Origin of the sequence: Pseudomonas lalkuanensis, from assembly GCF_008807375.1 — a bacterium.
Classification (GTDB): Bacteria; Pseudomonadota; Gammaproteobacteria; order Pseudomonadales; family Pseudomonadaceae; genus Metapseudomonas; species Metapseudomonas lalkuanensis.
Genome location: NZ_CP043311.1, coordinates 4,019,097 through 4,034,411, shown reverse-complemented (window position 1 = coordinate 4,034,411; position 15,315 = coordinate 4,019,097). Strand labels below are relative to the sequence as shown.

The following is a 15,315-nucleotide window of genomic DNA, read 5'->3' as shown; positions in this document are numbered from 1 at the left end:
AATGCACTCGTTCCCACAAGAGTCGCTCATTCCCCGTCTTGCCCCACTGCCGCACTTTCTTCCTTCGCCTTGGCCATGCTGTGATGGAGGAACGCCTGGGCGATCACGGCGCGTAGCTGCTCGTCGTCCCAGGGCTTGGTGAGGAACTTGTAGATGGCGCCCTGGTTGATGGCATCGGTGACGGATTTGAGGTCGGTGTAGCCGGACAGCACGATGCGGATGGTGTCGGGGTAGAGGTCCTTGACTCGGCTGAGGAACTCCGTGCCGTTCATTTCCGGCATGCGCTGGTCGGAGAGGATGACCTGGATGTCGTGCTTGGCCAGTTGCGCGAAGGCGTCCTGGGCGCGGCTGGCGGTGAGGATCTGGTAGCCGTCGCGGCGCAGCACGCGAGTCAGGGCGCGGAGGATGTTTTCTTCATCGTCGAGCAGGAGCAGGGTCTGGGTGTTGCTGGAGCCGGCGCGGGTATCCAGGTAGGCCGCCGGGCTCTTGTGGTGCTCGTGGAGAAACTGGTCGAGCTGCTCGAAGGGCATCGGCCGGGCGAAGTAGTAGCCCTGGAATTCGTCGCAATGGCTCTTCTTCAGGAAGGCGAACTGGGACTCGCTTTCCACCCCTTCGGCGATCACCCGCAGGCGCAGGTGATGGGCCATGGAGATGATGCCCTGGGTGATCGCGGCGTCGTGGCGGTCGCTGATGATTTCCTGGACGAAGGCGCGGTCGATCTTCACTTTGTCGATGGGCAGGCGCTTCAGGTAGTTGAGGCTGGAGAAGCCGGTGCCGAAGTCGTCGATCGACAAGCGTACGCCCAGGGCCTTCAGCGCCTGCAGGGTGGCGATGGCGCGCTCGGCGTTGTCCAGCAGCACGGTCTCGGTGATCTCCAGTTCCAGCAGCTCGGCGGGTAGCCGGGTTTCTTCGAGAACGCGCCGCACGCTGTCGACGAAGATGTTGCGCTGGAAGTGCACGGCCGAGATGTTCACCGCCACCACGGTGCCGGTCATGCCCCGGTCGAGCAGTTCGCGGCAGGCGCGGCAGGCGGTGGCCAGTACCCATTCGCTCAGCGGGATGATCTGCCCGGTGTCCTCGGCCACCGGCACGAACTGCGCTGGCGAGATGAAGCCGAGCAGCGGATGCTGCCAGCGCAGCAGGGCCTCGAAGCCGGTGACGCGGCCATTGCGGCCGTCGATCTGCGGCTGGTAGTAGAGCATGAAGGCGTTGGCTTCCAGGGCCTTCTGCAGTTCGTTGCGCAGGGTCACGCGCTCGCTGACCTTCTGCTCAAGGTCAGTGGTGTACCACTGGTAGCAATTGCGCCCCTGCTGCTTGGCCTTGTACATCGCCAGGTCCGCCTGCTGGATCAGCTGCATGGGCTGTTGCATGCCTTTTTCGCTCATGGCGATGCCCAGGCTGGCGGTGATGTGCAGCTCGCTGCCGGCGATGGGATAGGGGCGGGCGATGCAGTCGATGACCCGCTCGGCTACCTGCAGCACGTCTTCCTCGCGGGCCAGGTCCGGCAGGATCAGGATGAATTCGTCGCCCCCGAGTCGCGCCACGGTGTCGCCGGGACGCACCTGCTGGGTGAGGCGCCGTGCCACTTCCACGAGGATCTGGTCGCCGATGCCGTGGCCCATGGAGTCGTTGATCGGCTTGAAACCGTCGAGATCGATGAACATCACCGCGAGTTTGCGCTGGTAGCGCTGGCTGATCTGGCAGCCCTGGCGCAGGCGGTCTTCCAGCAGGGAACGGTTGGGCAGGCCGGTGAGCACGTCGTGGCTGGCGTTGTAGGCCAGTTCGGACTCCACTCGTTTCTGCTCGGAGATGTCGTTCTGCACGCCGATGAAGTGGGTGATCTCGCCATGTTCATTGGGCACCGGGGCGATGTAGAGGTCGTTCCAGAAGGGCGTGCCGTCCTTGCGGAAGTTGCGCAGCACCACGTGGACTTCGCGCTTCTCCGACAGCGCATGGCGGATTTCGGCGATGCCCGCCTGCTCCCGGTCGGCACCCTGGAGGAAGCGGCAGTTGCGGCCCATGGCCTCGGCGGCGCTGTAGCCGGTGATGCGCTCGAAGGCCGGGTTGACGTAGACCACCGGCAGCTCGTCGGTGGTGGCGTCGCAGATCATCGCGCCGTTGTAGCTGGCCTCGATGCTGCGCTGGAGGATGCGCAGCTGCTTCTCCGATTCCTTGGCGCGGCTGATGTCGCGGAAGGCGATGACCCAGCCGCCGAGGGTCTGTGCGTGCAGCAGAGGCGCGCAGTCGTAGGCGATATGCAGTTCGCCATCCAGGCTGACTTCGCCGTGGCGGCTGCCGTTGGCCGCGGCGCTGTAGAGGTCCAGCGGCAGGTGCGCCGCCAGGGGTTGGCCGAGCAGGATTTCGACACTCTGGCCGAGCAGTTCGGCGGCGGCCGGGTTGACGAAGTTCAGCCTGCCTTGCCGATCCACCGCCAGCAGGCCTTCGCTGACGCTATCGGTGATGGCGGAGGTGAAGTCCAGTTGTTCCTGCAGGCGCTGCTCGCCGGAGAGCACCTGTTGCACCAGGCGGATGTTTTCCAGCGCGGCCACCGCCATCTGGGCGAACTGCTGGGCGATGGCCAGGTCGTCCTGGTTGAAGTCGCCGTCGAACTTGTCGGACAGCTGGATCAGGCCTAGATGGCGTCCGCCGTGGTCGATCAGCGGCACCGCCAGCCAGCCTTGCAGCGGCAGCTGGCCGGAACCCTCGTCGCCGCTGGCGTCCAGTTCGGCGCGGGTCAGCAGGACCGGCTGATTCCCGGCACAGGCGCGGGCGTAGAGCGCCAGGCCTGCGGCGGGCAACTGCGGCGCCTGCCAGGCCTGGTACTTGGCTGAAAGGGAGAAGGCTTCCAGGCCCTGGCCGTCGGTCAGATTGAGCAGCGACTGGTGCGCCCCCACCAGCAGGCGCAGCTGTTCGCACATGAAGTCCAGCAGCGCGCGGGTATCGAGGATGCCGCCGATACGCACTGCGGTATCGCTGAGGCCGCGCAGCAGCAATGCCTTGCGTTCGGATTGGGTCAGGGTTTCCTGCAACTCGCGGGTCATGCGGTTGCGCCCGCCAATGTCCTTGGCAATGCCGAACACGCCTACGATCTGACCTTCGACGACGATGGGCAGGTGGGTGATGTCCAGTTCCAGCAGCCCGCCGGCGCGGTTGCGGCAGCGGAGTTCGAAGTGTTGCGCCAGACCGTCGAGGGCGGCCCGGAAGTGCTGGAGGCCATGTTCGACATCATCTTCCTGCACCAGGTTGGAGAAGGGCTGACCGAGCAGCTCGGTGGCGCTGTAGTCGATGAGCTCGCAGCCGGCCTGGTTGAGGCTGAGGAAGCGCCCTTCGCGATCCAGGGAGAACACCGTGTCGGGGTTGAAGATGAACAGGGAGCGGTAGCGCTGTTCGCTCTCCTGCAGGCGCAGGCGGTCGTGCTGGCGTTCGATGGCGATGGCCGCCAATTGTCCGGCAGTGCCGATCAGCTGCAGGGACTCGTCATCCGGCGCGCAAGGCTGGCACAGGTAGACGGCGAAAGTACCGAGCACGTCGCCGTGGTGGGAGATCAGCGGGATCGCCCAGCAGGCCAGCAGTCCGTGGCGCAGGGCCTGCTCGCGGTGCTCGTGCCAGAGCGGGTCTTCGCTGATGTTTTCACTGACCACCATCTGCCGACGGAACACGGCGGTGCCACAGGCGCCCGCCAGGGGACCGATGGGCATGCCGTCCAGTGCCTGGTTGAAGGCGTCCGGCAGGCTCGGTGCCGCGCCCAGGCGCAGGCGCTTGTGCTTGCCATCCACCAGCAAGACCGAGCACAGGGCGGTCGGGTCCAGGGTTTCGCTCATCAGGCAGATGGCCTTGAGGATTTCCGGCAGCGGCTGGTCGGTGGAAATCATGCTGAGGATGTCGCGCTGGTCCTCGGCGTAGGCTTCATGGCGCACCAGGCTGGTGATGTCATGGGCTACGGCGAACAGGGTGCGTTCGCTGTCCGACCAGCCGGCGGACCAGAGCAGGTGGACCACGCTGCCGTCCTTGCGCTTGCAGCGGTTGCGCACCGCGTCCCAGGACTCTCCGCGGATGATGGCCTGGACCTCGGTGCGGGTGCGCTCGCGGTCTTCGATCAGCACGAAATCGGTATAGGGGCGGCCAATCATTTCGTCTGGGCGATAGCCGAGCACGCTGTGGCAGGAGGGGCTGACCTGGATGAAACGTTCCTCCGCGTCGACCGAGCAGAGCACGTCCATGGAGTGATCCATGATCCGCTGGTTCTGGGCCTGCAGCCGGGCCTGGTGCTGCAGGCTCTGTTCCAGTTCGAGGTTGCTTTCGCGCAGTCGCTTACTGCGTTCGATGGCCAGGCGCGAGAAACTCTGGCTGACCATTAGCAGGAAGGTGAAGCCGAGCCCGAAGAGCATGAACAGTGGTGGCAGGTAGACGGCGGCATTGTCTCTGCCCGGCAGGGCCTGGTAGGTGCGTATGCGCCAGCGCCCTTCAGGACCGAGTTCGCTGCGTTGCTCCTCCACCGGGAACAGGCTGTGACCATCGATACCGGTGCCGGACTGGTAGATACGCTTCGGGCCTTCGAAGACTTCCAGGGCGAAGCCGTCCAGGTCCCGGCCGATCTGACGGTCCAGGGTGGCGCCGATATCCAGGCTGGCCACCAGCAGCGCGGTGCCTTGCCCGTCGACGCGCAGCGGCGTGGCCACCAGGGTGCTGATGTTGTCGGCGCTGAAGCTTTGCGCCGGGCTCATTTGCGCCTCGCTGCCCCCTCGAACCTGCTGTAGCCAGTCGCGCAGCTCGGCCTGGGACAGGAAACGCTCCAGCCAGCGGTCGGCCTGGCGATTGCGGGCGTACTGGCGGACCGGCTTGAGGTCTGCGTCCAGCACGGCGATCAGATTGAGGTTGGGGAAGTCGCGCAGGTAGCTCTCGACCTCCTGCTGCCAGAGGCTTTCCGGTGGCATGCCGTGCAGGCTCTGCCAGCGTTCGGCCATGCGCTGGACCAATTGCCGGCGCACGGTGACGGTGTTCTCGATGGACGACTGGGCGCGCAGCAGCAGTTGGTGACTGTGGGCGCCGAGGGTGGAGACTTCGTTCAGGCTGAGCAGGTACCAGCCGATGCAGGTGGTCAGTGCGCCCATCACGCCGGTGGCCATGCTGCGCCGATCGAGCAGGCGCCTGTCCTCTTCGGGTAGCGCACAGAGTATCAACACCGCGGTACCAAGCAGGGCGATGAACAGATTGGCGACGTGCCCGGATTCCGGCCGGAAGGCGAAGCGCGGCAGGCCATACTCTGCTCCCAGCAGGGAGAGTTGCGAGAGCAGCGCCAGGCCGAACAAGGACAGGCCGCAGACCTGGCTGAGCCATCGCCCCCCCTGGCGCGTGACCGCCAGGAGCATGGCCAGGCCAAACAGGCAGGCGACTATGGCCAGCTCGCTCCGAATCCGAAAGTAGCCGCTGACCAGCGAGCGCCCCTGGTCACTGCCGCCGGCCAGCACGTTGTGCCCGAGGCTGTAACCAGCCAGGGCGATCAGCGCCAGGCCCGCCAGCAGCGAGATACGGTGCAGGCTGCGGGTGGCACCCAGCAGTGCGATGCCGGCGAACAGGGTGATCAGGGCACTGTCGGGCAGCAGCACCAGTTCATGGCGTGCCGGGCTGGCATTGGCCAGGAAGGCGCCCAGGCTGATGAGGCCCAACGCTATGAGGGCGAAGGCCAGGCAATGCAGGTAGGCCTGGTAGCCGAGGTCGCGGTTGTGCTTGGCCATGGTGTCATGCCGTTCCGATGACTGGGGCTGTCCTGGCTGACGGAGATCAGTCATCCAGGTCATAGCCCTCCAGCAGCACGGCGCCGTCGGCGTCGCGGCGCACGCGGGTCAGCCCTGGATGCTCGGTCTCCAGGCGCAGCAGTTCGCGGCGCTGGCGGTCGAGGGTGTTCTGCTGACCGTGTACCTGTTCCAGCAGGCGGCGGTTCTCCTCGCGCAACTGGTAGAGATCGACGGCGGCCTGCAGGGCGCTTTCGATTTCGTAGTTCTCCCAGGGTTTGGAAAGGAAGCGATAGACCTCGGCGCGGTTGATCGCCTGCATCAGCGTGGTGCGGTCACCGTGGGCGCTGAGCAGCATGCGCAGGGCTTCGGGCTGGCGCTGGCGGGCGAACTGCAGGTAGGTCAGGCCGTCCAGTTGCGGCATGTTGAGGTCGCAGACGATGACGGCGTACCGGTGCTCGGCCAGTGCCGACAGCGCGGTCTCGGGGTTGTCGAAGGGGTGCAGGACCCAGCCCTGTGGCCGCAGGAGGCGTTGCAGGGCGCTGAGGATGTGGGGCTCGTCGTCCACCAGCTGGATCTTGATCATCGGGGCTGCTCCTGGGCCGGGATCGCGTCAGCCTCGGGCTGGCGGACGTGAAGGGTGTAGCGCGCGCCTTCGCTGGCCTCGAAGGCGATGAGCTTGTCGATCAGGGTGCGGCTGAGCTGCTTGCCGGCGTTGAGCAGGAGCATGCCGCTGTCGGCCTGGAGGTTGCGGGCCAGGACCATGCCGGGTTCCAGGCGGCGGGTGTCCACCGCGAGGATGCTGGGGTCGGTTTCGAGCAGGTCCGGCGCGCAACGGGTGCAAAGGTCGATGAATTGCCTGCACAGCTCCGGGTCATACAGGCGCCCGGCGTAGCGGGCAAGAAATTGCAGGGCTTCCTGGCGCGGCAGCGGACGTTGCAACACCTGGCCGCATTGCAACTCGACGAAGTCCACCGCCAGCTTGAGCAGGCGCGCGCCAAAGGGAATGGCGTCGCCGTGAAGCTGGTCGGGGAAGCCGGTGCCATTCCAGCGTTCCTGGTGATGGCGGATTATCCGCCCGGCGTCGTGGAGCGGTTCCAGTGCCATCAGCAGGCTTTCCCCTTGCAGCGGATAGCGGCAGTAGCGTTCGCGTTCCTCGCGGTGCAGCAGGTCGCTGGGGCGGTTGAGCAGGTGGTCGTCCCAGGTCAGCTTGCCAAGGTTGTAGAGAGCGGCTGCCATGGCCAGGTCGCGGCTTTCCGTCTCGGCCAACTGGTGCTCGCCGGCAAAGGCGCGTACCAGGGCGATGACCTGGGCGTTGCCTTGCTTGCCTCCCGGCAGACGCTGGGTAAGCAGGGAAGAAAAGACTTCGGTTGCGGTCACGTAGCTGTGCCGCAACTCGTCGTAGGCCAGGTCGAGCATGTCGGCCGTCTGTTGCAGCTCGGCGGTGCGGTCGCGGACCCGCTGCTCCAGGCTGGCGTTGAGTTCCTGCAGGCGGCGGTTCTGTTCCAGGGTGAGGCGTTCCAGGCGCTGGTGCTCGCGCTCGGCATGCTGGTGGGCCAGGGCCTGGCGCAGGGTGAAGCGCAGCTCGTCGTCATTCCAGGGTTTGCCCAGGTAGCGGTAGATCTGCCCCTGGTTGATGGCGCGGATGCTGGTGTCCAGGTCAGTGGCGCCGGTGAGCATCAGGCGCAGCGTGCCCGGCCAGCGCTGCTGCACTTCGGCCAGCAGGGCGGGACCGTCGAGGCCGGGCATGCGGGCGTCGGAAACCACCAGGTCAACGTCATTCGCGGCCAGCACGGCGAGAGCCTCGTTGCCGCCGGTGGCGGTGAGCAGTTCGTAGGGTTCGCCACGGAGAACGCGGCGCAGGGCGCTGAGGATGTGCTCTTCGTCGTCCACCAGCAGCAGGGTGGGGCGGCGCTGGGCTTCGCTCATGCTTGCACCCCGCCGGCCTGGGGTTGGTGGTGCGGCAGCCAGACGCGGAAGCGGGTGCCATGGCCCGGATGGCTGACGACCTCGATGCGCCCGTTGTGCTTCTGCACGATGTTGTAGGAGAGCGCGAGGCCAAGCCCCGTGCCTTTGCCTACCGGCTTGGTGGTGAAAAAGGGTTCGTAGATGCGGTTGAGGATGCTCGGGTCGATGCCCTTGCCGTTGTCTTCCACCTCCAGCCATACCCAGTCGCCCTGATGGCCGCTGCGCAGGGTGATGCGGCCGAAGCTCTCGATGGCATGGGCGGCATTGATCAGCAGGTTCATCACCACCTGGTTGATCTGTGAGGGGATGCATTCCACCAGCGGCAGGTCGCCGTACTCGCGCACCACTTCGGCCTTGTACTTGAGCTCGTTGTTGACCAGGTTGAGGGTGCTGTCGAAGCCCTTGTGCAGGTCGGCGGCGCGGAATTCCTCTTCCTCGATGTGGGAGAAGTCCTTGAGGGCGGTGATGATCTTCTTGACCCGCTCGATGCCGTCTTCGGATTCGTGGATCAGGGCTTCGACGTCATTGCGGATGTAGTCGTACTCCAGGCTTCGCTTGAGCTGCTGCAGTTCTTCCAGGCTGCCGACGCCGTCCACTGCGTCGACGATGCGCAGCAGGTCGTTGACGTAGCCGCTGAGGGTCTTGAGGTTGGAGAAGACGTATCCGATGGGGTTGTTGATCTCGTGGGCGACGCCGGCGGCGAGTTGGCCGATGGCGGCGAGCTTCTCCGATTGCAGCAGCTGGGCGTTGGCCTTCTCCAGCTTGTGGATCAGTTGTTCCTGCTCCAGTTGCTTGCTGCCCAGGGCGTTGAGGGCGGCGGCCAGTTGCTCGTTGGAGCGGGCGAACTCGGTGGTGTCGTAGAGCAGCAGGCCGAAGCAGCGTTCACCCCGGCAGTCGAACGGAAAGAGCAGGGTGCTCTGCAGCCGCAGCGGCGTCACCTGGCCTTCCGGGCTGTAGGGTAACTGGATCAGGTAGGGGTCTTCGCGCCAGTGGGTGTACGCGTGCAGGCCCTGATCTCGGGCCCTGGTCACCATCTGGGCGAGTCGGGGGGTATCCGCTTCCGGGAATACGCAGGTCAGGAGCTGTCCCACGGCAGGGCCAAGGGCCTTGCCGCTGCGCTGGCTGACGAATTCGTTCCAGTGAAGGATGCGCAGATCCGGGTCGAGGACGATGACGCCCACCTCGATCTGTTCAACCAGGGCTCCGGCAAGATCCAAAGGGCTGCTTTCCATGATGTCGCCCGCTTTTTTTGCTGTGAAACGATTGGCAGGGTTGAATTCCGGCTCGTGTCCTACTTTGTTGTACGAAGTGTATGACAGATTTCAGGCGTCTGAATCCTGTCGAGAGTCGTGTGGGACGGCGCCGAAAATTCCCTTCAACAGGAAGGCAAGGGTAGACCATGGGGCTGGAGCCAAGGGCTGACGCACGGGTGCGCTACGAGTTCGGCTTTCCGGATGGCCGCCTTTGGATTCACGAGGTGGACCTGGCCGGGACCGGTGGCCGTGTGGAGAGCGGACCGGAATGGGCGCGTCTGGGCTTCCAGCAGTGCAGCCATTGCCCGCTGAATGCTGCGGAGGTGCGTGATTGCCCCTTTGCATTGGCGCTGGCGCGGCCGGTGGCGGTCCTGGCGCGCTCGCCCTCTTATGAGGAAGTGCGAATGGCGGTGTTCTGGCGGGGACGGGAAATCCGCCAGCAGACCACGTTGCAGAGGGCCCTGGGTTCGCTGCTGGGACTGCTCGGGGCGACCAGCGGTTGCCCCCATACCCGGATGCTGCGGGCGATGGCCTGGTTCCACTGGCCGTTCAGCACCTCGGCTGAAACCCTGTATCGCTCGTTGGGCACTTACCTGCTGGGCCAGCATCTGCGCCGCCAGCGTGGGCTGGAGCCCGACTGGGACATGGACGGGCTACGTGAGCTTTACCGCAATCTGCGCCTGGTCAACCTGGGAATGGCCGGCCGTCTGCGCGCCGCCGCTGAGGAGGATTCCAGTCTCAATGGTCTGATCCTGCTGGACCTGCTCGCAGCCGACACCCTTTATTCGCTGGACAGCTACGAGGGCGAGCTGGATGGGTTCTTCGCGGAGTATTTCGAGGAGGAGTGAAGCGTTTGTTGGCGATCCCTGTGGGAGCGAATTCGTTCGCGAATGAATTCGCTCCCACAGGGCGGGTTGTGCGGCTTAGCCGTTGAAGCCCAGGCGTTCCTTCCAGCGCTTTTCCAGTGCCTTGGTCTCGTGGTCGAAGGGGTGGAAGCCGGGGCGGTAGTAGTCCAGGTACGGCTTGATCATCTTCGGGAAGTAGCCGTTGCGTGGGCCAAGCAGCGTCTTTAGGCCACGGGCCCAGCTGCGCCAGTTGAAGAGCTGGCCGTCCTTGCGCATCAGGTGGACCTGGAAGGTCATGATCACGCCGAAGAAGAGGAAGGTGGTGAGCAGCATGGTGCCGGTGCGGATGAAGTAGCCCCCGCCGATGGCGTTGTAGGCGTCGTAGCAGACCGCTTTGTGCTCGTTTTCTTCGATGGCGTGCCACATCCACAGTTTGTACATCTTCGGGTCGTCCATCTGGGTGTTGATGTCTTCCCGACGCAGCAGTTGCTCGGCCATGGTGGCGGTGAAGTGTTCCAGGGCGCAGGTGGCCGCCAGGCGCTGCTTCCGGGTGGTGAAGCGGGTGACCCATTCCAGCAGCACCTTGATGCGCAGTTCCAGGCGCTCCAGGTCGATGCCGTGTTCGGCGGCGTAGTCGTTGTAAGTCGCGTGTTCCTTGGAGTGCATGGCTTCCTGGCCGATGAAGGCGCTGATGTCCTTCTGCAGTTGCGGATCGCTGACCTGGTCGCGCACGGCGCGCACGCTGTCGACGAAGAACTTCTCGCCGTATGGGAAGAGTGAGGAGAGGTTGTTCATGAAGTGAGTCATGAAGGGGTCGCCGCTCCACCAGTACTTCTGAGTCGATGCGAAGCTGAAGTCCATGCGGCGAACGGGGAAGTTGGCCTTGGGCAGGGGAGCGCTGGCGCTGGCTGTCATGCGGGAATCCTCTCGGGCTCTGCGAGCCGTCCAATTGTTGTTATCGGTGGGCACGACGACCGTGCCATCAGTCGATGTAACTATTGAGGATCACAGGAGCAGGCGCGAGGGCCTGGGCGCCAACTTTCGGCGGGTGATTGCGGCGGTGGTTGGGGAGAGGGGTAACGCCGGCCGGAAGGGATGTAACCCGGGCAGGGTGGCCGTGCTTCGGTTGGGGCGGGTCCGCCGGTGCGGACCCGCGCGCCGGTCAACGCTCGTCGAGGGCGAAGGCGGTGAGGGCGAAGGTGGGGATGCCGGCGTCGGCCAGGCGCTCGGAACCGCCCAGCTCGGGCAGGTCGATGATGGCGGCGGCTTCGTACACGCTGGCGCCCATGCGGCGGACCAGGCGGGCAGCGGCCAGCAGGGTGCCGCCGGTGGCGATCAGGTCATCGAAGATCAGCACCTTGTCGCCGTCGCACAAACTGTCGCTGTGCACTTCGAGGAAGGCTTCGCCGTACTCGGTCTGGTAGGGCTCGGAAAGTACGTCCGCCGGCAGCTTGCCCTGCTTGCGGAACAGCACCAGGGGCTTGTTGAGTTCGTAGGCGATGATCGAGCCGATCAGGAATCCACGGGCGTCCATGGCGCCGATGTGGCTGAAGTCGGCCTCGACGTACCGCTGGATGAAACTATCGGCCACCAGGCGCAGGGCACGGGGCGACTGGAACAGCGGGGTGATGTCGCGGAATACCACGCCGGGCTTGGGGAAGTCCGGGACCGGGCGGATCAGTGTCTTGATGGAGAAGTCGTCGAAGATCATCACTGGTGCCTGAGAAAGAGGGCGGGGTGGAACGGGCGAGCCCACCAGGACGGCGAGCTCGCGAGGATCAGCTTTCGATGCTCCCGCCAGCCATGGCGCAGAGTTCGATGGGGTCGAGGATATGCACTTCCTTGCCTTCGGCGGCGATCAGGTTGGCCTGCTGGAAGCGGGTGAACACGCGGGAAACGGTTTCCACTGCCAGGCCGAGGTAGTTGCCGATTTCGTTGCGCGACATCGCCAGGCGGAACTGGTTGGCGGAGAAACCACGGGCGCGGAAGCGCGCCGAGAGGTTGACCAGGAAGGTGGCGATACGCTCGTCCGCGGTCTTCTTGGACAGGAGCAGCATCATCTGCTGATCGTCGCGGATCTCGCGGCTCATTACGCGCATCAGTTGGCGGCGCAGCTGCGGCAGCTGGACCGAAAGCTCATCGAGGCGCTCGAAGGGGATTTCGCACACCGAAGTGGTTTCCAGTGCCTGGGCGGAAACCGGGTAAATCTCGGTATCCATGCCGGAAAGGCCCACCAACTCGCTGGGCAGGTGAAAGCCGGTGATCTGTTCTTCGCCGGTGTCGGTGACGGTGAAGGTCTTGAGGGCACCGGAGCGCACGGCGAAGACGGAGCCGAAGGCATCACCCTGACGGAACAGGAGTTCGCCTTTCTTCAGCGGGCGGCCGCGTTTGACGATTTCGTCCAACGCGTCCATGTCCTCCATGTTCAGTGACAGGGGCAGGCAAAGGGCGGCCAGGCTGCAGTCCTTGCAGTGGGCCTGGGGTACGTTGCGCACCTTGATGATTTCGGACATGGGCAATTCCTTGCTAGACATACACACAATGCCCGTAAGGGTAACGCAGGGTGTATGCAACGGCCAGAAAAAGCCGACCTGACTTGTTGCTCAAGTTTCGCCGGCACAGGCCGATATTGGGAGCGAAATTCAAGCATGGAGCAGCCTATGTTGCGCTTGGACACCAACAGCATGATTTCCAATGTGGCGGAGGCGGTGCGGCGACAGGTCGCACGCAGGGAAGGTGAGCCGATGGACGCCGATGCTGTGCGCCAGGGCATACGCGTCAGCCTGTCGGACCTGGGTAAACCCGGCGGACCTCAAAAGAACGACGACATCGAGAAGAGCAGCCTGCCGGACGGCATCAAGGAACTGCTGAAGATGATCCGCGAGCTCAAGGCGCAGATCGCGGAGCGTCGGGCGGAGCTCGAAGCCATCGCGAGCGACCGGAGCCTCGACGACGACACCCGCGCCCAGCGCATGGAGGGCCTGCGCAATCAGCTCGCGACGCTGCAGAGCGCCCTGAGCAGCGCCAATCTCAACCTGGCCAAGCTGGTTCGCGAATCCGACCTCAGCGACGAGCAGGCAGTGGAGCTTGGCCAGTTGCTCGCCGCCTGAGGCGGGTCAGATGACGCGGGAGAACCGCTGCTGGTTCTGCCCCGCGAGGTAGATGTCGAACAGCATGCACAGCGAGCGAACCAGCAGGCGGCCGGCGGGCAGCACGTCTATCCGGCCGTCACTGAGATCGATCAGGCGATCCTGGTGCATTTGCTGGAGTTGGGGCCATATTTCGTCGAAATAGCCCCTGAATTCGATGTTGAAGCGGGATTCGATGCTGCTGAAATCCAGTTCGAATTCGCAGATCAATTGCTGGATGACCGCGCGGCGGATGCGGTCATCCTCGTCGCAGATCAGCCCCCGGCTGGTGGCCAGCAGGTTCTGCTCCAGAGCGCTCTGGTAGTCATTGAGCTGCACGGTGTTCTGGCAGTAGAGGTCGCCGATCTGGCTGATGGCGGATACCCCGAGACCGATCAGGTCGCAATGGCCGTGGGTGGTGTAGCCCTGGAAATTGCGTTGCAGACGGCCGTCTTCCTGGGCGATGGCCAGTTCGTCGTCCGGCAGGGCGAAGTGGTCCATGCCGATGTAACGGTAACCGGCGGCACTCAGCTGTTCGATGCTGCGCTGGAGCATTTCCAGCTTCTGCCCGGGGCTGGGCAGGTCCTCGCTGCGAATCCTCCGCTGCGGCAGGAAGCGTTCCGGCAGGTGTGCATAGTTGAACACCGAGAGCCGGTCCGGTTGCAGGGCGATCACCTCGTCAACGGTGCGGGCGAAGCTGTCCGGGGTTTGCTTGGGCAGGCCGTAGATCAGGTCGAGGTTCAATGAACGGTATTGCAGGGTGCGTGCGGCTTCGACGATGGCGCGGGTCTCTTCGAGGCTCTGCATGCGGTTGACGGCGCGCTGCACGGCCGGGTCGAGGTCCTGCACGCCAAGACTGACACGGTTGAAACCCAGCTCGCGAAGCAGGCCCATGGTGGACCAGTCGGCTTCCCGCGGGTCGATTTCGATACCGTAGTCGCCGGAGTCGTCGTCCAGCAGGTTGAAGTGCTTGCGCAGGTGCGTCATCAGTCGGCGCAGTTCGTCGTGGCTGAGGAAGGTCGGAGTGCCGCCGCCGAAGTGCAACTGTTCGACTTTCTGCTGCGGGTCGAGGTGGCAGGCGATCAGCTCGACTTCCCGCTCCAGGCGCTCCAGGTAGGGCAGGGCACGGCCACGGTCCTTGGTGATGACTTTGTTGCAGGCACAGTAGTAGCAGATGTTCGCGCAGAACGGCACGTGCACGTAGAGAGACAGCGGGCGACGGGCTTTGCGGCTTTCCCGCAGTGCGTGAAGCAGGTCGAAGGAAGCGACCTTGTGGTTGAACTGCACGGCGGTGGGATAGGAGGTATAGCGGGGGCCTGGGGTGTCGTAGCGGCGGATCAGGCCGGCGTCCCAGCGAATGTTGTCGAGCATGCGGGGTTCCCCGGTTTGGCTGTCAGTGCCGTGGAGTCTAGGGGGCCCCCGTCAGGGTGATCTTGATTTGTATCAAGACCATTCAATGGCTGTGCTGGTGCTCGCTGCTGGCGGAGCTGCCGTGTCCCATCAACCAGGCCTGGTGCGGGCCGGGCAGGGTCCAGAGGCCAAAGAGGATTACCAGCAGGCCGCCGGTGACTCGCACGCCGCGTTTGCGCAGCAGGGCGGTCAGGCGTTCGGCTGCCAGGCCGGTGGCGATCAGAACCGGCAGTGTGCCGATACCGAATGCGAGCATCAGCAGGGCGCTGTCTGTCGCCGACCCCTGGCTGGCGGACCAGAGCAGGGTGCTGTAGACCAGGCCGCAAGGCAGCCAGCCCCAGAGTCCGCCCAGCAGTAACGCACGGGGCAGGGTGGACACCGGCAGCAGCTTGCGCGCCACGGGCTGGAGGTGGCGCCAGAGGCCACGGCCAAGGGCTTCGATGCGGGTCAGGCCGCTCCACCAGCCAGCCAGGTAGAGGCCCATGCAGATCAGCAGCAGGGCAGCCACTACCCGCAGGGCCATGGCGGCCGGACTGCTGGCGATGGCCCAGCCGGCGAGGCCGATGAGCAGGCCAGCGATGGCATAGCTGAGGATGCGGCCGAGGTTGTAGGCCAGCAGCAGGCGCAGGCGGCGGGCCCGCTGTTCAGGGGGGATGGCCAGGGTGAGGGCGCCCATCAGGCCGCCACACATGCCCAGGCAGTGGCCGCCGCCAAGCAGGCCGAGGATGAGCGCGGAGAGCAGCAGGGGAGCGAGTTCAGCCACGGGGCTTGTCCTGCTCGTCCACCTTGTCTCTGCCCTCGGCTTCGGCAATGCCGGCCTGGTGCTTGGGGTCTTCGTCATCGAAGAGGATGCTGTGGGCCGGGCCGTCCAGGTCGTCGTACTGGCCGCTGTCCACGGCCCAGAAGAACAGCCAGATGGCGAAACCGACCAGGCCGATGGCGACCGGGATCAGTACGTAAAGCGCTGGCATCAGGGGCT

12 protein-coding genes are annotated in these 15,315 nt (G+C 64.9%); 2 read left to right on the top strand and 10 right to left on the bottom strand.

Annotated elements, in window-relative coordinates:
- Positions 1-26: 26 nt before the first annotated feature.
- Genes FXN65_RS28450 through FXN65_RS18825 form a run of 4 tightly spaced genes read right to left on the bottom strand, consistent with a single transcriptional unit; the run spans position 27 to position 8,932 of the window.
- Positions 27-5,735, bottom strand: a complete 5,709-nt coding sequence (locus FXN65_RS28450; protein ID WP_151135226.1) for an EAL domain-containing protein — start codon at positions 5,733-5,735, stop codon at positions 27-29.
- A gap of 46 nt (positions 5,736-5,781) precedes the next feature.
- Positions 5,782-6,318, bottom strand: coding sequence for a response regulator (locus FXN65_RS18835; protein ID WP_151135223.1), 537 nt, complete (start codon positions 6,316-6,318; stop codon positions 5,782-5,784).
- Complete coding sequence (locus FXN65_RS18830; RefSeq protein WP_151135221.1) at positions 6,315-7,661, bottom strand: HD domain-containing phosphohydrolase; 1,347 nt, start codon at positions 7,659-7,661, stop codon at positions 6,315-6,317. The genes FXN65_RS18835 and FXN65_RS18830 overlap by 4 nt, the downstream gene beginning before the upstream one ends.
- Complete coding sequence (locus FXN65_RS18825; protein ID WP_151135219.1) at positions 7,658-8,932, bottom strand: ATP-binding protein; 1,275 nt, start codon at positions 8,930-8,932, stop codon at positions 7,658-7,660. Before FXN65_RS18825 ends, FXN65_RS18830 begins: the two co-directional genes overlap by 4 nt.
- Positions 8,933-9,099: 167 nt before the next feature.
- Here FXN65_RS18825 and FXN65_RS18820 point away from each other — a divergent pair, with 167 nt between their 5' ends.
- Positions 9,100-9,801: a DUF6901 family protein gene (locus FXN65_RS18820; RefSeq protein ID WP_244620682.1), complete on the top strand. Its 702-nt coding sequence runs from the start codon at positions 9,100-9,102 to the stop codon at positions 9,799-9,801.
- 75 nt (positions 9,802-9,876) lie between these two features.
- On the opposite strand, the gene FXN65_RS18815 is transcribed toward FXN65_RS18820, so the two are convergent.
- The 3 genes from FXN65_RS18815 to fnr form a co-directional block, all read right to left on the bottom strand.
- Positions 9,877-10,713, bottom strand: coding sequence for a metal-dependent hydrolase (locus FXN65_RS18815; RefSeq protein WP_151135217.1), 837 nt, complete (start codon positions 10,711-10,713; stop codon positions 9,877-9,879).
- A 247-nt stretch (positions 10,714-10,960) separates the two neighbouring features.
- On the bottom strand, positions 10,961-11,509 hold the full coding sequence (locus FXN65_RS18810; RefSeq protein WP_151135215.1) for an adenine phosphoribosyltransferase: 549 nt from the start codon (positions 11,507-11,509) through the stop codon (positions 10,961-10,963).
- 67 nt (positions 11,510-11,576) lie between these two features.
- Positions 11,577-12,311: a fumarate/nitrate reduction transcriptional regulator Fnr gene (fnr, locus tag FXN65_RS18805; RefSeq protein ID WP_151135213.1), complete on the bottom strand. Its 735-nt coding sequence runs from the start codon at positions 12,309-12,311 to the stop codon at positions 11,577-11,579.
- Between the two features lie 147 nt (positions 12,312-12,458).
- On the opposite strand from fnr, the gene FXN65_RS18800 reads away from it, so the two are divergent.
- Positions 12,459-12,908 carry a hypothetical protein gene (locus FXN65_RS18800; RefSeq protein WP_178119362.1) on the top strand — a complete coding sequence of 150 codons (450 nt, stop codon included), beginning with the start codon at positions 12,459-12,461 and terminating at the stop codon, positions 12,906-12,908.
- A 6-nt stretch (positions 12,909-12,914) separates the two neighbouring features.
- On the opposite strand, the gene hemN is transcribed toward FXN65_RS18800, so the two are convergent.
- The 3 genes from hemN to ccoS form a co-directional block, all read right to left on the bottom strand.
- The gene (hemN, locus tag FXN65_RS18795; protein WP_151135211.1) at positions 12,915-14,297 is read right to left on the bottom strand and encodes an oxygen-independent coproporphyrinogen III oxidase; all 1,383 of its coding nucleotides are present in this window, start codon (positions 14,295-14,297) and stop codon (positions 12,915-12,917) included.
- 82 nt (positions 14,298-14,379) lie between these two features.
- Positions 14,380-15,099: a sulfite exporter TauE/SafE family protein gene (locus tag FXN65_RS18790; RefSeq protein ID WP_178119361.1), complete on the bottom strand. Its 720-nt coding sequence runs from the start codon at positions 15,097-15,099 to the stop codon at positions 14,380-14,382.
- Positions 15,092-15,307, bottom strand: coding sequence for a cbb3-type cytochrome oxidase assembly protein CcoS (gene ccoS / locus FXN65_RS18785; protein WP_151135207.1), 216 nt, complete (start codon positions 15,305-15,307; stop codon positions 15,092-15,094). The genes FXN65_RS18790 and ccoS overlap by 8 nt, the downstream gene beginning before the upstream one ends.
- Positions 15,308-15,315: the final 8 nt, after the last annotated feature.

What these genes read in the sequence shown, in the direction of transcription:
- FXN65_RS28450 (WP_151135226.1), bottom strand. Translation starts at nt 5,735, where the DNA reads ATGGCCAAGCACAACCGCGACCTCGGCTACCAGGCCTACCTGCATTGC.
- FXN65_RS18835 (WP_151135223.1), bottom strand. Translation starts at nt 6,318, where the DNA reads ATGATCAAGATCCAGCTGGTGGACGACGAGCCCCACATCCTCAGCGCC.
- FXN65_RS18830 (WP_151135221.1), bottom strand. Translation starts at nt 7,661, where the DNA reads ATGAGCGAAGCCCAGCGCCGCCCCACCCTGCTGCTGGTGGACGACGAA.
- FXN65_RS18825 (WP_151135219.1), bottom strand. Translation starts at nt 8,932, where the DNA reads ATGGAAAGCAGCCCTTTGGATCTTGCCGGAGCCCTGGTTGAACAGATC.
- FXN65_RS18820 (WP_244620682.1), top strand. Translation starts at nt 9,100, where the DNA reads ATGGGGCTGGAGCCAAGGGCTGACGCACGGGTGCGCTACGAGTTCGGC.
- FXN65_RS18815 (WP_151135217.1), bottom strand. Translation starts at nt 10,713, where the DNA reads ATGACAGCCAGCGCCAGCGCTCCCCTGCCCAAGGCCAACTTCCCCGTT.
- FXN65_RS18810 (WP_151135215.1), bottom strand. Translation starts at nt 11,509, where the DNA reads ATGATCTTCGACGACTTCTCCATCAAGACACTGATCCGCCCGGTCCCG.
- fnr (WP_151135213.1), bottom strand. Translation starts at nt 12,311, where the DNA reads ATGTCCGAAATCATCAAGGTGCGCAACGTACCCCAGGCCCACTGCAAG.
- FXN65_RS18800 (WP_178119362.1), top strand. Translation starts at nt 12,459, where the DNA reads ATGTTGCGCTTGGACACCAACAGCATGATTTCCAATGTGGCGGAGGCG.
- hemN (WP_151135211.1), bottom strand. Translation starts at nt 14,297, where the DNA reads ATGCTCGACAACATTCGCTGGGACGCCGGCCTGATCCGCCGCTACGAC.
- ccoS (WP_151135207.1), bottom strand. Translation starts at nt 15,307, where the DNA reads ATGCCAGCGCTTTACGTACTGATCCCGGTCGCCATCGGCCTGGTCGGT.